13 protein-coding genes are annotated in these 15,997 nt (G+C 71.9%); 6 read left to right on the top strand and 7 right to left on the bottom strand.

Translation table 11 applies throughout. The annotated features are described in order from the left end of the window. Position 1: 1 nt before the first annotated feature. A complete protein-coding gene (locus HHX33_RS06165; RefSeq protein ID WP_220501557.1) occupies positions 2 to 1,255 on the bottom strand; it encodes an MFS transporter in 1,254 nt (417 codons plus the stop codon). Positions 1,256 to 1,341: 86 nt separating this feature from the next. On the opposite strand from HHX33_RS06165, the gene HHX33_RS06160 reads away from it, so the two are divergent. Beyond that, a complete protein-coding gene (locus HHX33_RS06160; protein WP_138462013.1) occupies positions 1,342 to 1,683 on the top strand; it encodes an ArsR/SmtB family transcription factor in 342 nt (113 codons plus the stop codon). A gap of 52 nt (positions 1,684 to 1,735) precedes the next feature. Here HHX33_RS06160 and HHX33_RS06155 read toward each other — a convergent pair whose 3' ends face one another. Next, entirely contained in the window at positions 1,736 to 2,623 is an 888-nt protein-coding gene (locus tag HHX33_RS06155; protein WP_220501556.1) for an alpha/beta hydrolase family esterase, read from the bottom strand. Next, a complete protein-coding gene (locus tag HHX33_RS06150; RefSeq protein ID WP_182873740.1) occupies positions 2,620 to 3,513 on the bottom strand; it encodes an alpha/beta fold hydrolase in 894 nt (297 codons plus the stop codon). The genes HHX33_RS06155 and HHX33_RS06150 overlap by 4 nt, the downstream gene beginning before the upstream one ends. 92 nt (positions 3,514 to 3,605) lie before the next feature. On the opposite strand from HHX33_RS06150, the gene HHX33_RS06145 reads away from it, so the two are divergent. Continuing rightward, positions 3,606 to 4,181 carry a TetR/AcrR family transcriptional regulator gene (locus HHX33_RS06145; RefSeq protein WP_182873739.1) on the top strand — a complete coding sequence of 192 codons (576 nt, stop codon included), beginning with the start codon at positions 3,606 to 3,608 and terminating at the stop codon, positions 4,179 to 4,181. A 60-nt stretch (positions 4,182 to 4,241) separates the two neighbouring features. Here HHX33_RS06145 and HHX33_RS06140 read toward each other — a convergent pair whose 3' ends face one another. Further along, the gene (locus HHX33_RS06140) at positions 4,242 to 4,805 is read right to left on the bottom strand and encodes an RloB family protein (protein ID WP_310741241.1); all 564 of its coding nucleotides are present in this window, start codon (positions 4,803 to 4,805) and stop codon (positions 4,242 to 4,244) included. Between the two features lie 71 nt (positions 4,806 to 4,876). Next, positions 4,877 to 6,199 (bottom strand): AAA family ATPase, encoded by a 1,323-nt coding sequence (locus HHX33_RS06135; protein ID WP_182873737.1) that lies wholly within the window; start codon positions 6,197 to 6,199, stop codon positions 4,877 to 4,879. A 236-nt stretch (positions 6,200 to 6,435) separates the two neighbouring features. Here HHX33_RS06135 and HHX33_RS06130 point away from each other — a divergent pair, with 236 nt between their 5' ends. The 3 genes from HHX33_RS06130 (at position 6,436) to HHX33_RS06120 (ending at position 11,579) form a co-directional block, all read left to right on the top strand. Further along, positions 6,436 to 7,650 (top strand): hypothetical protein, encoded by a 1,215-nt coding sequence (locus HHX33_RS06130; protein ID WP_182873736.1) that lies wholly within the window; start codon positions 6,436 to 6,438, stop codon positions 7,648 to 7,650. 189 nt (positions 7,651 to 7,839) lie between these two features. Continuing rightward, the gene (locus HHX33_RS06125; protein ID WP_138462006.1) at positions 7,840 to 8,106 is read left to right on the top strand and encodes a DUF6504 family protein; all 267 of its coding nucleotides are present in this window, start codon (positions 7,840 to 7,842) and stop codon (positions 8,104 to 8,106) included. A 14-nt stretch (positions 8,107 to 8,120) separates the two neighbouring features. Continuing rightward, a complete protein-coding gene (locus tag HHX33_RS06120; RefSeq protein WP_182873735.1) occupies positions 8,121 to 11,579 on the top strand; it encodes a DNA polymerase III subunit alpha in 3,459 nt (1,152 codons plus the stop codon). 990 nt (positions 11,580 to 12,569) lie between these two features. Here HHX33_RS06120 and HHX33_RS06115 read toward each other — a convergent pair. Both HHX33_RS06115 and HHX33_RS06110 read right to left on the bottom strand, forming a co-directional pair. Beyond that, on the bottom strand, positions 12,570 to 12,905 hold the full coding sequence (locus HHX33_RS06115) for a hypothetical protein (protein WP_182873734.1): 336 nt from the start codon (positions 12,903 to 12,905) through the stop codon (positions 12,570 to 12,572). A 315-nt stretch (positions 12,906 to 13,220) separates the two neighbouring features. Continuing rightward, the gene (locus HHX33_RS06110) at positions 13,221 to 14,579 is read right to left on the bottom strand and encodes a hypothetical protein (RefSeq protein WP_182873733.1); all 1,359 of its coding nucleotides are present in this window, start codon (positions 14,577 to 14,579) and stop codon (positions 13,221 to 13,223) included. Positions 14,580 to 14,914: 335 nt separating this feature from the next. Between HHX33_RS06110 and HHX33_RS06105 the strand changes: the two genes are divergently transcribed. Then, a complete protein-coding gene (locus HHX33_RS06105) occupies positions 14,915 to 15,964 on the top strand; it encodes an ArsR/SmtB family transcription factor (RefSeq protein ID WP_182873732.1) in 1,050 nt (349 codons plus the stop codon). The last annotated feature ends 33 nt before the right edge of the window (positions 15,965 to 15,997 follow it).

Below are 15,997 nucleotides of genomic sequence, written 5' to 3'. Positions count from 1 at the left end.
GTCACGAAGCGGCCGCGAGGCGCCGGTTCCGCGTCTCGTAGGCGAGGGCGCCGGCGACCACGAGGGCGACCACGACGCCGTAGACCAGCGACGTTCCCCGCAGGCCCTGCGTGGTGATGGCCAGCCCGGCGACCAGCGCCGGGATGCTGAAGGCCAGGTAGCTGACCACGTAGATCGCCGAGATCAGCGCGGCCCGCTCGTGCGGCGCCGCGAGCTGGCTGACCATCCGGAAGGCGCCCAGGTAGGCCGGCCCCCATCCGACGCCGGCGACGACCGCGGCCGCGACGAAGACGCTCAGCGAGGACGACGCCACGGCGACCACCAGCAGGATCGTGCCGAGGAGGAGCAGCAGCGTGCCCTCCCGCTGCATGCGCTCCGGGGTGTGCCGCCTGAGCAGCACGGACGCCAGCGCCGAGGATGCGGCCAGCGCACCGAGCGTGACGCCGATCGCCGCGTGGTTGCGCTCGGCGAAGACCGTGGCGAGCAGTGAGCCCCCGACGGAGAAGATCAGCCCGCCGAGCATCCAGGTGGAGATCAGGACGGGGGCCGCGCGCAGGAACGCGCGCCTGGCCGGCGCGGGGACGGACACCTTCGGGCGCAGCGCGGCCACGGCGCCGGGCGTCCGCGTGACCGTCTCCGGAAGCACCGCCGTCGCGGCGGCGAGGACGGCGAACGCCGCGGTGAGGACCACGAAGATCAGCCGGGTCGGGTGCGGGGCGTACTGGATCAGGACGCCGCTCCCGATCGTGCCGAGGCCGAGACCTCCGGTGGCCGCCGCGCCGTTCACGAGCGAGCCCAGCCGCGAGCCGTCGTCCGGCTGCAGATCGAGCAGGTACGCGCCGACCACGCCGACGGCCGCGCCGGTCGCCAGGCCCTGGACGACACGGGCGGCGAAGAGGGCGGCGACGCCGTGCGCGCCGAGGAAGACGGCCATCGCGACCGCTTCGACGACCAGCGCCGCGGCGAGGACCGGGCGGCGGCCGAGGAAGTCGGAGAGCCGTCCCACGGTGAGCAGGCTGACCAGCAGCGCCAGCACGTAGACGGAGAAGATCGCCGTCAGTGTGAGGGCGTTGAAGCCGAACTCGGCCTGGTACACGGGGTAGAGAGGGCTCGGCGCGCTCGACGCGGCCAGCAGGATGGCGGTGGTGCCCGCCACCAGCCAGAAGGCCGCGGCGCGCGGCAGCACCGGAAGGCGGCGGCGTTCCGGCGCCGGGCTGTCGAGGGAGGACCGTGATCCGTGCAGCAGACTTGTCATCGTGGGCTCCAACCTGCCTACTGTTCGATTTCTATCGAACCGTTGGAACCACACCGTCACGCCGATAGTTCCAAGAAGGTCGAACTGTGAGCAACGCCACAACGCGCCGGCTCCCGCATCCCGAGCTGAAGGACGTCGAGCTTCCCGCCGTCCTGTTCGCGCTCAGCGACCCGGCCCGGCTCGACCTCGTACGGCAGCTCGCGGCGCAGGGGCCGCTGACGGTGGCGCAGTGCCAGGCGACGGAGCCCGGCGTGCCCAAGTCGACCTTCTCCCATCACCTGAAGACGCTGCGCGAGGCCGGGCTGATCCGCAACGATCCGGCCGGCCGGCAGCGGATCGTCACGCTGCGCAAGGCGGAGGTCGACGAGCGCTTCCCGGCGCTGCTGGACGCCGTCCTGTCGTCGGCCCCCGCACACCGCCCCGCGTAGGTCAGGTGGTCCCTCCGCCCGGCCCCGCGAGGGGCTGAACGCGAGGGTGGAATCAACGCGACAGCTCGAAGAACTCCGCGACCAGGTCGGCGGTGTTCACGTCCTGGCTGGTCCTGCCGAGAACGGCCGGCGCTCTGCGGGGGCCGGGGATGGTGTGCCCGCCGCCGTGCACCGTGAGCAGCGTCACCGGCGGCCGGCCCTGCTGCCGGTAGTCGGTGCGCTCGGCGGACGTCCCGCCGGCCGAGCCCGCCCGCTTCGGCAGCGTCCTGCTGACCGGCTCGTCGGTGATGCCGTTGCGGGCCGCGAAGTAGGCCGCGGTCTCCGGTATCGACAGGCTCCGCCCGCCGATCTTGAACAGCTTCCGCGCCCACCAGCTCAGCTCGCCGCCCGCGTAGCCGATGATCGGGTCCTTCGTACCGTGGACGAGCAGCACCGGCATCGGCACGGACGGCGCGCCGGCCACCAGGAAGTTCTCCGGCGCAGGCATCGTCGCCGCGAGCACCGCCGCCCCCGCGATCAGCTCCGGCGCCTCGTGGGCCAGGCGCATCACCATCTGCCCGCCGTTGGAGTAACCGATCGCGAACACCCGTCCCGGGTCGATCCGGTGGCTCGCCACCAGCTTCTCTGTCACCGCCCGGGTGAAGCCGACGTCGTCGATGTTCTCCCTGCGGGCCGGAAACCGGCTCGCCCGGCGCGCGTCGTTCCAGTTGCCCTCGTGACCGTCCAGGTAGACGACCACCGCCGCGCCGCCGTCCGCCAGTGCGTCGAACGCCTTTCCGGTGAACTTCCGGTGTTTCTCCCCGGTCTGCCGCGACCCGTGGAAGACGAGAACCAGATCACGTGACGGCTTGCCGTCCGCCGGCCCCACCACCGTGTACGTACGCGGCCTGCCGCCCACCTCGACGCTGTCCCGCATCACTGCCTGTCCCTTCCCGTTCATCCGAAGAAGCCGATGAGGGTGCGGGCGGTCCACTCCGGGGCCTCCTCGGGCAGGAAGTGTCCCGCGCCGGGCGCGACCACTCCGGTCACGTCGGCGGCGACCTTCCGCATGACCTGCGCGACCGCCTCGCCCGAGGCCCGCTCGCCGCCCGCGGCCAGCACCGGGATGGTCAGCGGCCCGGCCGCCGCCCACGCGGCGATCTGCGCCGCTCCCTCTCCCGCCCGGTAGAACTCGAAGCTCGCGTGCAGCGCCGCCGGATCGCGCAGCGCCTCGACGTACACCTCCACCGCGTGCGGCGGGATCGCGTCAGGCGTGGCGGCCTTCGAGGCGAACTGGTGCCCGAAATAGATCTCCTCCCGCCCGGCCACCATCCGCTCGTTGACGTCCCGGAGCCGGTTGAAGGCGAAGTGCCAGAGGTACTCGTTCAGCGCCGGCTCCATCAGCAGTGGCGGCATCGGGGAGAGCCCCGGCAGGATCGCCTCCGCGACGGCGAGCCGGGTGACCCGGTCGCGATGGCCGGCGGCGAGCGCGTACCCGACGATCATGCCGAGGTCGTGGCCGGCCACGGCGAAGCGGTCATGGCCGAGGCCGGTCATCAGGGCGGCCATGTCCCCGGCGAGGGTGGCCGTGTCGTAGCCGGTGGCGGGCTTGTCGCTGGCCCCGACCCCGCGTACGTCGGCGGCGACGACCGTGAAGTGCTCGGCGAGGGCGGGCATCACCAGGCGCCAGCCGTACCAGAACTGCGGCCACGCGGGGAGCAGCAGCAGTGCCGGGCCGTTCCCGCCGGTCACGGCGTGCAGGGCGAGCCCGTCCACGTCGACGGTACGGCTGGTGAAGGTGCCGGTGAAGCCGTCCGGCAGGTGCGGAACGTCGGTCACGGTGAAAGGCACAGAGATCTCCCAGGGGGAATGGTCAAAAGCGGATGACTCATCCGTTTCACTGTAACATAATCCGGATGAGTCATCCGGTTATGCTTGGGAGCATGTCCACCGCCCCGCTCCGCAAGGACGCCGCCCGCAACTGGCAACGCATCGTCGAGGTGGGCCGCCGGCTCGTGGACGAGGGAACGCCGATCCAGCTCAACGACGTGGCGCGGGCCGCCTCGGTCGGGGTGGCCACGGTCTACCGGCACTTCCCCACACCGGAGGCGCTGCTCGAAACCGTCGCCACCCCCGGGCTCGAAGCCCTGGCCGCGCACGCCGAGCGGGCGCTCTCCGGCGGCGACCCCTGGGCGGCGCTGCGCGACTTCCTGTTCGCGGCCGCCGACGCCCAGATCACCGACGCGTCGATCTCCCCGGTGTTCGCCGCGCCGGTGAACGTCCTCCCGCATGTCGGCGACCTGAAGGAACGGCTCGCCGTACTGTTCGGGAGGCTTCTCGAAAGGGCACACGCGGCCGGCGTGATCGACCCGAGCGTGACCCAGGCCGACATGCTGCCGCTGATGTGCGGGGTGGCCTTCGCGGCGACCGTCCACCCGGCCACCGACACCGAGGACCGCGCGGCGACGGCCCGCCGCTACCTCACCTTCCTCCTCGAAGGCCTCCGCACCCGCGCATGATCAGCCCTGTCCTGGCCGCATCCTGGTGTGGCCGACGGGCGTGCCGGGGCCGACGACTGATCAATCCCGCCCCGCCTTGCCAAGCGCCTCGACGACCAGCCAGATGTTCGTGGAGGGATTGCGCCCCCTGCGGTTCGGCGTGTCGTGATCCGGATCCGCGCGGCGCGCGCGGCTCTTCGCCAGCATGTGCTCACCGTACGGAAATCGCGGCGGCAGGTGCTTGTCGTAGCCCGGCAGATGGCTGCCGAGCTTACGGTGAATCTCCGAAGTGCTGGCGGCGGACGCGTAATCCTGAAAGTGATAGAGAAGCCAGAGCTCGAAGCACGGCGACGACAACACGACGTTCACCCCACTGTTGCGTGCGGTGCCGAGCGCCGTCTCCAGCGTCGCGTGATCGTCAAGGTCGACCACGCACCACACCTCGTCATAGGCGAGGTTCGTGTCGCGCTGCGTGCGTGCTTCCCGCAGGTGGCGATCGCGCTCGCCGATCGCGTACTCCACGACGCTGAGCGGGTCGCAGCCGAGACCGATGAACCGGCAGTCGCGGATGTCCACGGGTAATGATCGAAAGTGATCCCGGACACCCCTGAAGTATTCGATCTCGGTGACTTTGCCCTCACACACCACCAAAATGCGCTTTTTGGGGAATCGTCGAGCGACTGGGCGATCGAGGCGTTGGGGGCTACGCCGTGGGCTCATTCTGAGTCGTTCGGCCTCTCGCTGATGAAGAGATCGCGGATCTTCTCGAAGCTGACGTACGGAACAGCACCGTATCGCCCCTGTAGATAGCCACGTTCAATGTTCTCGTCTTTACGCGGGTGGAACTCCGCAAGCGAATAAAGGCTGGTTGCGCCGGACTCGTCCTTCTCGGTGAACCAGACCTCGTCACGGCCGAGCAGGCCGTCGTTCAACATCGTGCCGAGCAGCGTCGTGTCGTGCGACGCGAAGATCAGCTGTGCCCCCCGCCGATTGATGCCGGGGTCCTTGAACAGGCGGATGAGCGTCGAGCTGAGCAGTGGATGCAGGCTGGAGTCGATCTCGTCCACGACCAGGCACCGGCCTTGCTCAAGCGCGGTGGTCACCGGGCCGATGACAGAGAGCCACACACGTGTTCCCGCGCTCTCCTCCCGGAGTGCGAGAACCGTGCCGGTGGACCGGCGGAGACGTATCTCGTAGCGCAGGTCGTCCAGAGTGTCATCGCGCGTCGCTCTCAAGAGCGACGCGTAACCGGGAAAGGACTCCTCCATCTTCCCGACGACCAGGGAGAGAAGCTCCCCAGTCTCGGTGAGCACCGGTTTCTCGACGATCTCGGCTCCCTCGACACCAAGGTCGGCCAGTCGGAGAAGCCTCGTGATCGCAGGATGGTCCGGAGCCGACCGAAGCATACGTTGTGTCTCGCTCAGGCGCCGTCCCTCGTCTCCTTCGCCGTGCATCGCGAAGCCGACAGCCGTCGTGAGGCTCAGGTACAAGGGCCCGAGCGTTCCGTGATTGTTCATGGCGGCGGAGGAGAGGTAGAGCGAGTTCTCCCGGGTGAGCCGTGCGATCTGGTGCGTCTGTCCCTGTAGCGCCCGGCCGAAGGCGAACTCTTCAGGACCCGTCCGCTCGAACAGTTTCCTGGCCTTGCCGTGAGGAAAGGCGAACAGCCATTCTCCGATCACCTTCGTGTTGTCGACCTCGAACCCGTACGAGTGCCGGACGCCGTTGTGAAGGAAGTCCAGTTCGAAGAACGAGGGCGTCGTGGAGCGCTGATCGGAAAGGGCGAAGGGTTGCCGTGGAATGGCGGATCCCGGCGGCCAGACCGTGTGTGATGCGCGGATGGCGCCGATGAACCACCAAAGGGCGGCGAGGACGTTGGACTTGCCCGAGGCGTTGGCGCCGTAGATGCCCGCCACTCGTATGGTGCGGGGAATCTCGGTGCTCCGGGGCTTGGGCTCACCACGGAGTGGAGTGGCGACCAAGGACAGGGTCTGCTCGTCACGGATCGACCGATGGTTGGCGACCCGGAATCGCAACAGCACGGCCCCTCCTCCCTGTTCCTGGGTACAACCATACGTTCAGAAGGCCATCTACGACGAGAATCGACCCAGATTGGCCTCTGCCGACATCGATTCTACGGAAGGGTCGCCGCTCAGGGAGGGCGACAGGCGGGCAGACGCGGCGCCGGTCGGCCGGCGAGGGCCGGGCTGGGTGTCTCACGCAGAACCGGATGCCGGATGGGGGCGTCCTATGGGGTGTGCGGACGCGGATGAGGTGCGTGACGGCGGCGCTGGCCGCGATGGTGCTGGCGGCGTGCGGGTCGACCCTGCCGCGCGATCTCGAGACCTGGAACGAGGCCGACGCCCGGGGCGACACGCCCGCCGAGCGCCCGTCGCCCCCCTGCCTGACCGGTTCGCCGACGCCTCGGCCCGGCCCGGGCGAAGACGGCGGGCGGGCCGGAGAGTGGCGGGGCGCGTACTACGACTACCGCGACCGCCTCATGGGCCTGGCCGTCACCCGGGAGAAGACCGTGTGGGCGGCCGGTACCCGGGTGCCCCACGCCTGTGGGCCCGAGACGAGTGCGCCGCTGCTGCTGCGCGGGGACGGCGGACGGTGGCGGGAGGTCGCGGCTCCGCCGGTGACCGAGCCGCGTGCCGTGGCCGCCGCCTCCGACCGCGACGTGTGGCTGTTCGGGGAGATGACCGCCGCGCGCTGGGACGGGCGGAGGTGGACCACGGCGCCCGGCCCGGGTGGGAAACCGGATCGGGTGCACGCGGCGGCTCCCGGCGACGTGTGGGCGGTCGTGAACGCCAACTTCCTGGACGGAGCCGGGGGAGCCGAGGGGCCCTGGGGCTCCCGAGCCGATCTGCGGCGCTGGGACGGCAGGGCCTGGCGCACGGCACGGCCGCCGCTGGTCGCGAAGGACGTGGACGGCCTGCCCGGCGGTGAGGTCTGGGTGGCCGGTTCGAGCCGCGGCCGGGCGGCCGTCGCCCGGTGGAACGGCTGGTCCTGGAGCACGGTCCCGCTCCCCGCGGTTCCCGCGCTGCACCGGAACCAGCTCTCCGAGCTCGTGGACCTCGCGGTGGACGAGTCGGGCCGGGTGGCGGCCGTCGGCTGGGTCGCGTGGGTCTGCGGCACCGAGGAGGAGGACGTGACCTTCTGCGGCCGCACACTGCTTCTCCGGCGGGAGAACGGACGGTGGGGCTACAGCCTGGTCCCCGAGCCCGAGCTCGACCCCCACCTGCGGCTGGAGGCCGACGGCCGGGGCGGGTTCTGGCTGTTCTACGCGAAGAACGAGTGGAACACGGCGGTCGGTCACCTGTCGGGCGGTGAGTGGACGCACGGGACGTTTCCGGCGGGTCCACTCGGGCACACCGGGGTGGGATCCGTTGTCAGGGAGCCGGGGACGGCCCGCGTCTGGGCGGTGGCGGCGGACGGCACCGAGCGTGAGGAGCCGCCGTACCGGGGGAGCGGGATCTGGGTGACCGGATGACCGGCCGGTGACCGCTGCTCGGGCGTGAGACGCGGGTGTGGCGAACACCTCCCGAAACGGACAGCCGAAGGCGCCGCGCCGACTTGCGTTCGGCCCTCTGTGAACGTATGTTCGAAGTAGCGGCGATTCTGCCCGAATCATCCGCCCGTCTTCCCCCGGGTGGCCACGAAGCCACAGGGAGAAGGAGTCTTGAGCAGACTTTACGGCGATCCGATCGAGGTGTGGGTGCGGGACGGGCAGCCTGTGCAGTTCGTCTGGCGTGACCGGCTCTACACCGTCCGCGAAATCCAGGATCACTGGGTGGTCGCCCGTGAATGGTGGAAGACCTCGGACGCCGATCCCGGGGAGCGGCGCTTCTGGCGGGTGGGGGCGGCGGCCGGCAGGGAGGTGGGGACCTATGAGCTGCGCTTCGACACCGCGAGCGACGGCTGGCTCCTCCTGAGGGCCTGGGACTGATGGGCCTGGGATCGATGGGAACGCTCCAGGAGCGGCCCTTCGCTCACCTGCACGTGGCGTCGGCCTTCTCCCTGAGGTACGGCACCGCGTTCCCGGACGCCCTCGTCCGGCGGGCCGCCGAGCAGGGCATGGACACGCTGGCGCTGACCGACCGAGACGGCCTCTACGGCGCGATCAAGCACGTCAGGGCGTGTCACGAGCGGGGCGTCCGCCCGATCGCCGGAGTGGACCTCGCTCTCGGCGCGGGCTCGCCGGCGCGGGTCGTCGTGCTCGCGCGCGCCGACGGCTGGGCCTCGCTGTGCCGTCTCGTCACCGCCGCGCACGGGGCGGGGGAGCGCGGCGAGCCGTACGTCACGCCGGGGATGATCGCCGAGCACGCGACCGGCCCGGACGGCGGGCCGCGCCTGACCGTGCTGCTCGGGCCCCGCTCCGGCTTCGGCCGCGCGGTGGCCGAACGGCGCGACGACCAGGCCCGCGCCCTGCTGACCGCCTGGCGCGCGGTGCTCCCCGATCTGGTCGTCGAGGTCTCCGACCTGTACGGCTACCGCGACGCGAACGTCGCCGCCCGCATGATCGGGCTGGCCGACTCGATGGGCGTGCCGGTCGTGCTGACCAACGCGGTCCGCTACCGCGACGCCGCCGATCACCAGGTCGGCAACGTGCTCGACGCGGCGCGCAAGCTCGTTCCCCTCGACGGGCGGCACATCGACGACCCCACCGCCCACGCGTACCTGAAGGACGGCGCGGAGATGGCGCGGGTGGCCGCGCGGATCTGCGGCGGCGACCCCGGCCGGGCGGGGCGGCTGCTGGCCGAGACGCGACGGGTGGCCGAGCGGTGCGTGCTCGACCCCGTCGAGATCGTGCCCATGCTCGAACCCGAACGGCCCCGGCTGCACCTGCCGGAGGTCGGCGAGGACCCGGTCCCCCTGCTGCGCCGCCGGTGCGAGGAGGGGCTGGCCCGGCGGGGCCTGGACCGCTCGGCGGAGGCCCGCGACCGCCTGGCGGCCGAGCTGGGGATCATCGAGCGGAAGCGGCTGTCGGGATACTTCACCGCCGTCGTCGGTATCACCGACATGATCCGGGCGATGGGCGTGCGGTGCGCGATCCGCGGTTCGGGGGCCGGCAGCCTGGTCAACTACCTGATCGGCGTCGGCGAGGTGAACCCGCTCGAACACGGCCTGCTGATGGAGCGATTCCTGTCCGAGGGCCGTCCGGGCCTGCCCGACATCGACCTCGACGTGGAGTCCGCCCGCCGCCTCGACTGCTACCGGGCGATCCTCGGCCGGTACGGCGAGGACCGGGTGGCCTGCGTGTCGATGATGGAGACCTACCGCGCCCGCAGCGCGATCAGGGACGTCGGGGCGGCCATGGGCCTGCCGCCGCACGAGATCGACGTCATCGCCAAGGCGTTCCCGCAGGTGCGGGCCAGGCAGATCAGGGCCGCGCTGTCCGACCTGCCCGAGTTGCGGGACAGCGGGTTGAACGACCGGTCGCTCCAGGCCGTGTTCCGGCTGGCCGAGCGGCTCGACGGGCTGCCCCGGCACATCGCGCTGCACCCCTGCGGCGTGCTGATCGGCAACTCCACCCTGCGCGACCGCACCCCGGTCGAGCGCAGCCTGCTGGAGTTCCCCATGTCGCAGTTCGACAAGGACGACGTCGAGGACGCGGGCCTGCTCAAGCTCGACGTGCTCGGCGTGCGCATGCAGTCGGCGCTCGCCTACGCCCTCCAGGAGGTCGAGCGGGTGGAGGGCCGGCGGATCGACCTGGAGGCCGTTCCCCGCGACGACCGCGACACCTACGACATGATCCGCCTCAGCCGTACGATCGGGTGCTTCCAGATCGAGTCGCCGGGGCAGCGCGAGCTGGTCGCCAAGCTGGAGCCGCGCACCATGCACGACCTGATCGTGGACATCTCGCTGTTCCGCCCGGGACCGGTCAACTCCGACATGGTCACGCCGTACCTGGAGACCCGGCACGGTTTCCGGGAGGCGCGTTATCCGCACGAGTCGCTGCGCGAGGCGCTCCGGGAGACCAACGGGGTGGTCGTCTTCCACGAGCAGGTCATGAAGGTCATCGACGTCATGACCGGGGCGGGGCTGGCGGAGGCGGACCGGGCCCGCCGCGCCCTCGGGACGCCGGAGGGCCGCGAGGCCGTGCGGGCGTGGTTCGTGCCGCTCGCCCGGGAGAGGGGGTACGCCCCCGACGTCGTCGAGCGGGCGTGGCGGGTGCTCGACGCGTTCGGCGGGTTCGGGTTCTGCAAGGCGCACGCGGCGGCGTTCGCGCTGCCCACCTACCAGTCGGCCTGGCTCAAGCGGCACCACACCGCCGCGTTCCTCGCGGGCGTGCTCACCCACGACCCCGGCATGTACCCGAGCCGGGTGATCCTCGACGAGGCCCGCCAGTGCGGCGTGGACGTCCTGCCCCTCGACGTCAACCACTCCGGGAAGACCTGGCTGGTCGAGCGTACGGGTCCGGCGGAGGACGGGCCCGGGGGGTTCGGCCGCGGGTACGGCCTGCGTGTGCCGTTCTCGGCCGTACGGGGGGTGAGCGAGGCCGAGGTGGACCGCATGGTCGCCGGCCGGCCGTACACCTCGCTCGCGGACTTCTGGGAGCGGGCCCGGCCCTCACGGCCGGTCGCCGAGCGGATCGTGGAGGTCGGCGGGTTCGACGCGCTGCACGGCCTGCGGCCGGGGGAGCCGCGCTGGCGTCCCGGACGGCTGACCAGGCGCGACCTGATCGCCCAGGTCGGCGCGCTCGACCGCGGCGCCGCCGGCGCGGCGGGGCAGCTGCCGATGGGGTTCACCGAGCGGGTCGCGCCCGGCGAGCTGCCGGAGATGACCGAGGCCGAGGCCGTCGAGGCCGAGCTGGCGATCCTCGGCATGGACGTCAGCCACCACGTCATGGACTTCTACCACGACCTGCTCGACGCGCTCGGCGTGACGAGGTCCGCCGACCTGCTGCGGCAGCGCAACGGTGCGGAGATCCTGGTCGCGGGGGTCAAGGTCGCCACCCAGACGCCCGCGGTGCGCTCGGGGCAGCGGGTCATCTTCACCACCCTGGACGACTCCACCGGCCCGATCGACCTGACCTTCTTCGAGTCGGTGCAGGCGCACACGGCCGCGACGGTGTTCGGTTCGTGGCTGCTGGCCGCCAGGGGAGTGGTGCGGCGCACCGGGATCAGGGCCGTCTCGCTGCGCGCCGTGCACTGCTGGAACCTCGCCGACCTCGACCACGTGTGGCGCACCCGGGGGCTCGACGCCGTACGCGCCGTGCTCGGCGAGGTGCCCGTGCCGGGCGCCGGAGTGGGCGGGCGGCCCATCGAGTACGGCAACGGCTTCCGGGTGTCGCCCTACTCCGACAACGGGGCCCCGCCCGCCGCGCGGGAGGGACGGCTCCCCGGCCATCCGGGAGAGCCCCAGCGGCGGCTCTGGCACGCCAGCTCCGGCAGTTCGGGGCCCCCGCCCGGCCGCTGACGGGCCGTCCCGTCACCTGCGGCGAGCCGCGCGCCGGCGCCCTCCATCGCGCCCTCCACGGCACTGTCCATGGCGCCGTCCGCCGCGATGCGCACCGGGCCGCTCGGCGTGCCGGTCGTTCCGCCGGACGCTTCGAAGAGCGCTCCGGTCTGCTGCTTGAGCCGGGCCGGCGGGCGGGCGGCGCCCCGCCTGTCGCGTGCCCGGTCGGCCACGCCCGCGTGCCGGTCGGTGACCTCGCGGACGGCCGCGCCGCAGAGGATCGCCGCGACGGTCACCGCGGCGACCTGCGGCAGGCCGAGGCCGGTCAGCCCGTCCCGCGCCGGGCCGGCGAACACCAGGCCGAGCGCGGCCAGCCAGCTCAGCCACCAGCAGGCGAGCGTCGCCCGCCACCGGACGCGGCCGGGCCCGTCGCCCGGAGCGCCGGGCGCCCCGATCTCCGGAGTCGCGCCGTAGGCGGGATCGCGGTCGTCCCCGTCGGCGCGCCGCGTGCGTCCCGGACCCCTGCGCCCGGGCGCCGGCGTCTCACGCCACGCCAGGTCGGCCAGGATCGGCGGCATCACCAGGTTGATCCCGGGCACGAGGCAGGCCACCGCGAGCACCGCGGGCGGGGTGGCCGGCCGTACGAGACGCAGCCAGGCCAGATAGGCGAACGCGGCCGCCACGGTGGCGGTCAGCAGCACCAGGACGAGCACGGCGAACGCCGTCGCCGCGCCGCTGACGGCCCGTGCGGCGGGGGAGGCGGGGTCGCCGCCGAAGGCCGCGATCTGGGCGGCCAGCCGCCTGCCCCTGGCCTGCTCGAACACCGCCAGCGCGGCCAGCGAGACGACCTGGGCGGCGAGGCCCGCGTACACGCCGGCGGCCGCCCGGCTCACCGGTGACGACGTGGACCGCATCTAGGTTCTCCCCTCGGCGCCGCAGTGACCTTCCTCACTCTTATCCCGTCCGCGACGCCGCTAATCAGGCCCCGGCCCGCTCGCCGATAAGGGAGGGTTACGTCGTTTGCGGCTCCGGGGGCGGAACCTCCCTGGCCGGGGTCGGCGGGAGCGTTCTGAGGCGGAGACCGTAGGCCTTCTCCAGCGACGTGTGCCGCCGGACCCGCCACACGAAATCCTCGAAGACACTGGCATAGCGGTCGCTCGACTCCCGGATTTCCCGTTCCCTCCTGATGAACGGCTCCAGCGCGTCCCACGCCCTGCTCGCCCGATAACCGAGAAGCGGGACGACCAGCCCCTCGTCCGCCATCTTCCGCGCCATGAAGGCACCGCATCCGCTGTAGAAGCCGACGACCTTCGTGACGGCGAGAAACGCCTCCTCGGGCAGCAGCATGCAGCCCGTTTCCGGATCGTGCCGTCCCGCAGGCGCTGGACGACATACCGCTCGGCGAGCTGGAACTCCGATGACCGGAATTCTTGAAACAGTTCGACCAGAACGGGGAGCTGGTTCGTGTGGTGCATTATCCGTATCTGCCGCAGCGCCGTCGCGACGGACACGGCGAGCGCGAGCAGGGAGACCGCCAAAGTGGCGGCGCCGAGCAGATCCATCCATTCCCTCGCAGCATCGATCCGCCTGTTTTCCGGGAAAACGACCGAGTTCGGGGAATCGTTCACGAGGAGAATCGGGCGGCCCTCGCGGTTTCGGACCTCAGGCCGCGGCCACCACGACGTTCTCGCAGGAACCGTAGACGGATCGGGTGAAGACGCCCTCGTTCCCCTCGGTCAGGAACCGGGCCCAGAGCCCGCCGGGACGGTCGCCGAAAAGGAAGGGGCCGAGGACGGGGTAGGTCTCGACGACGCCGGCGTCGTTGTCGCTCCAGCTCAGGTCGACCTCGCAGGCGACGGGCTCGACGTACTCCTGCGCGACGCTGTCGCCGAGCCGTACGGCCTCGTCCAGGGCGCGCCGCCAGGTCGCGGCGGTGCATCCCCGGCCCACGAGGACGGCCTCGCCCTTCATGCCGATGCCGCGCTTCAGCACCATCGCCCGCTGGCCGGCCTCCAGGTGCTTGACCAGGTCTACCCGCTCGCCACGCCAGTCGACGGCCCGGTCGGCCACGATCCGGGTCCACGGCACGTAGCGCTCGACGAAGGCGCGTTCGGCCGCGCTCATCCAGGGCTGCCCCTCGGAGAGGAGGCCGAGCGCCTTCTTGTTGTCGAGCAGCCCGCACGTCTGCGTGGGCAGCAGCAGGCAGCCGGCGTCCAGAGCCTGGCGCACCGGCTCGATGTCGATGCCGAGTTCCCGCCACTCCGGCACCGTGAAGCAGCGGACACCGATCGGGAACGCCAGGCGGTCGCCGTCCATCAGTCCGTGCGGCAGGTCCTCGGGGGTGAACAGCTCGGCGGAGATCCCCCGGTGGTGCAGGCGTTCGAGTTCGAGGTGGAAGTACTTGACCGCGATCCGGCTCGGCAGATCCCGCATGCTGGTCACCCAGGCGGCCCTCGGCTCCACGCCGAGACGGTCGCAGGCGTCGGCGACGAAGTCCGCCCGGGCGTGCACAGGGTCGGAACTGCGGAAGGGCGCCGTGCCGTATCGGTGGTAGGCGGCCCGCCAGGCCCTCAGCCAGGAATGGGTCTCGATGACGCCGCCGGGGGTGCCGCAGGGGTTGAACTCGATGAAGCGCGGCCCGTCGGCGCCGATGATGACGTCCGGCCTCGCCATGGCGGCGGCGAACTCCTCTTCGACGAACGGGTCGCCGACCACGAGGGGATAGTCCGCGGCGCTCGTGCCGAGCCCGTCGAGCCTGCCCCGCAGCGTCGGCGCGAGCCCGAGAACGGTGCGGCGCAGGAGGTCGAGCAGCACGCGGCCGGCGCGGAAGACCTCGGCGTAGGAGCGGCGCGGGATGACGATGGGCGAGAGGGGCAGCACCGAGGTCGGCATGAGGTGCGTGTCCGCCATGTAGTAGCGGACCAGGTCGCGGATCTGCCGGGGGCGCAGGCCGCGCGGGCGGATCGTCTGCCGGTCGCCGAACCAGTCGTGCGGCCGCGTCCGCTCCGCCGATCCGTTCATGGTGTTCACGAGCCGCCCACCGGTCCTCCCTGTGACGCGAGGGCATGGCCGGACGCCCCCTGGCAAACCGAACGCGAACCCGCATTCCGCGACTCGGAAACGAACGGGGCGAACACCTGTGGTTCCGGGTTCGCCATGCCGACGCTAGGAGCGCCGCGGCCGCCTGGCAATGAGATTCGGCGGTGGGGAAAAGTCCCTGATGATCGGCCCGCCTCTGCCGCTATTCGTGCACAGGCGAATCTTCGGACTTGTTATGAGGGGATTGGCCGGGCGATTTCCGGGAAACGGCTCTGGGTATCCGCGAGGCTCCGGCGTCGCGCGAGAGTGGAGGAGAGTTGGGCGGCATCACCCTCAGCGAGACCGATCTTTCCCGGATAAGTGTGGCGTCCATGCCGTCGCTGGCGCTCGAAGTGTCGCTCAGCCTCCAGATCCTCGACAGGCGTTCCGCCGGCTCGTACGCGAGGTGGCGGTCGCGGACCCGCGCCCGGCTGAGGCTCGGCCACGGCGGCGGCAGGGCCGTCGGACACGGGACGACGGAACCCGGCGCGTTCGGACACGGCGCGTTCGAACACGGCGCGCTGAGGATCGTACGGCGCGTGATCGGCGGCGCGGGCACCCTGGCCGACCAGGTGCGCGTGGTCTCGCGGGCGGTCGGAAAGCACGATCCCCTCACGCACCGCGCCGAGGCCGGCGCGGACGCCGGTGCCGGGGACTCCGGCCATGGAACCCGCCGGCCGGCGGCACCGCCTGAGCCCGTTCCCGCACAACCCGTGGTGTCCGCGCTGCTCTGGTACTGCGAGGCGGTGATCGCGCCGTACTGGAACCGCTTCAGGGCGGCCGTCGAGTCGGAGCGGGCCGTCCACGCGCGGGCGCTGCTCAGCGGCGGCCCGGACGAACTGCTGCGGTCCCTGGGGCACGGCCTCGTGTGGAGACGGCCGAGGCTGTGGGTCGAGGGTGACGGGGAGGCCGGTCCGCGGCTCCGGGACGGCGGCGGCCTCGTCGTGGTCCCGTCCGTCTTCTGCGAGCGCAGCGAGATCCTGTTGCCGGACGCCGACCGGCCCCTCCTGGTGCATCCCATGGGGGCGCCCGCACGTGATCTGGCGCTGGGCCTGCACAGCGGGCCGGGCGAGGGCGGCAACGGCCGGCGGGCCCTCGGGAACCTTCTCGGCGGCACCCGCGCGGCGATCCTCGCCGAACTCCGCAGTCCGTACACGACCACGGAGGTCGCCCGCCGCCACGACCTGGCGCCCGGCACGGTCAGCAGGCACCTGTCGGTCCTCCGCGACGCCGGCCTGGTGGGCAGCCGCCGCCGGGCCAACGAGGTGCTGTACGTCGCCACGCCGCTGGGCCGCGCCCTCGTCGACTCCGTGTCGGGCGCCGGGTGAGGCTCCCCGATGCGCGCGTCCCGCAGCGTGAAC

Origin of the sequence: Microbispora sp. H10670 (assembly GCF_014161385.1) — a bacterium.
GTDB lineage: Bacteria > Actinomycetota > Actinomycetes > Streptosporangiales > Streptosporangiaceae > Microbispora > Microbispora triticiradicis.
This window is presented reverse-complemented; position numbering and strand designations above follow the sequence as displayed.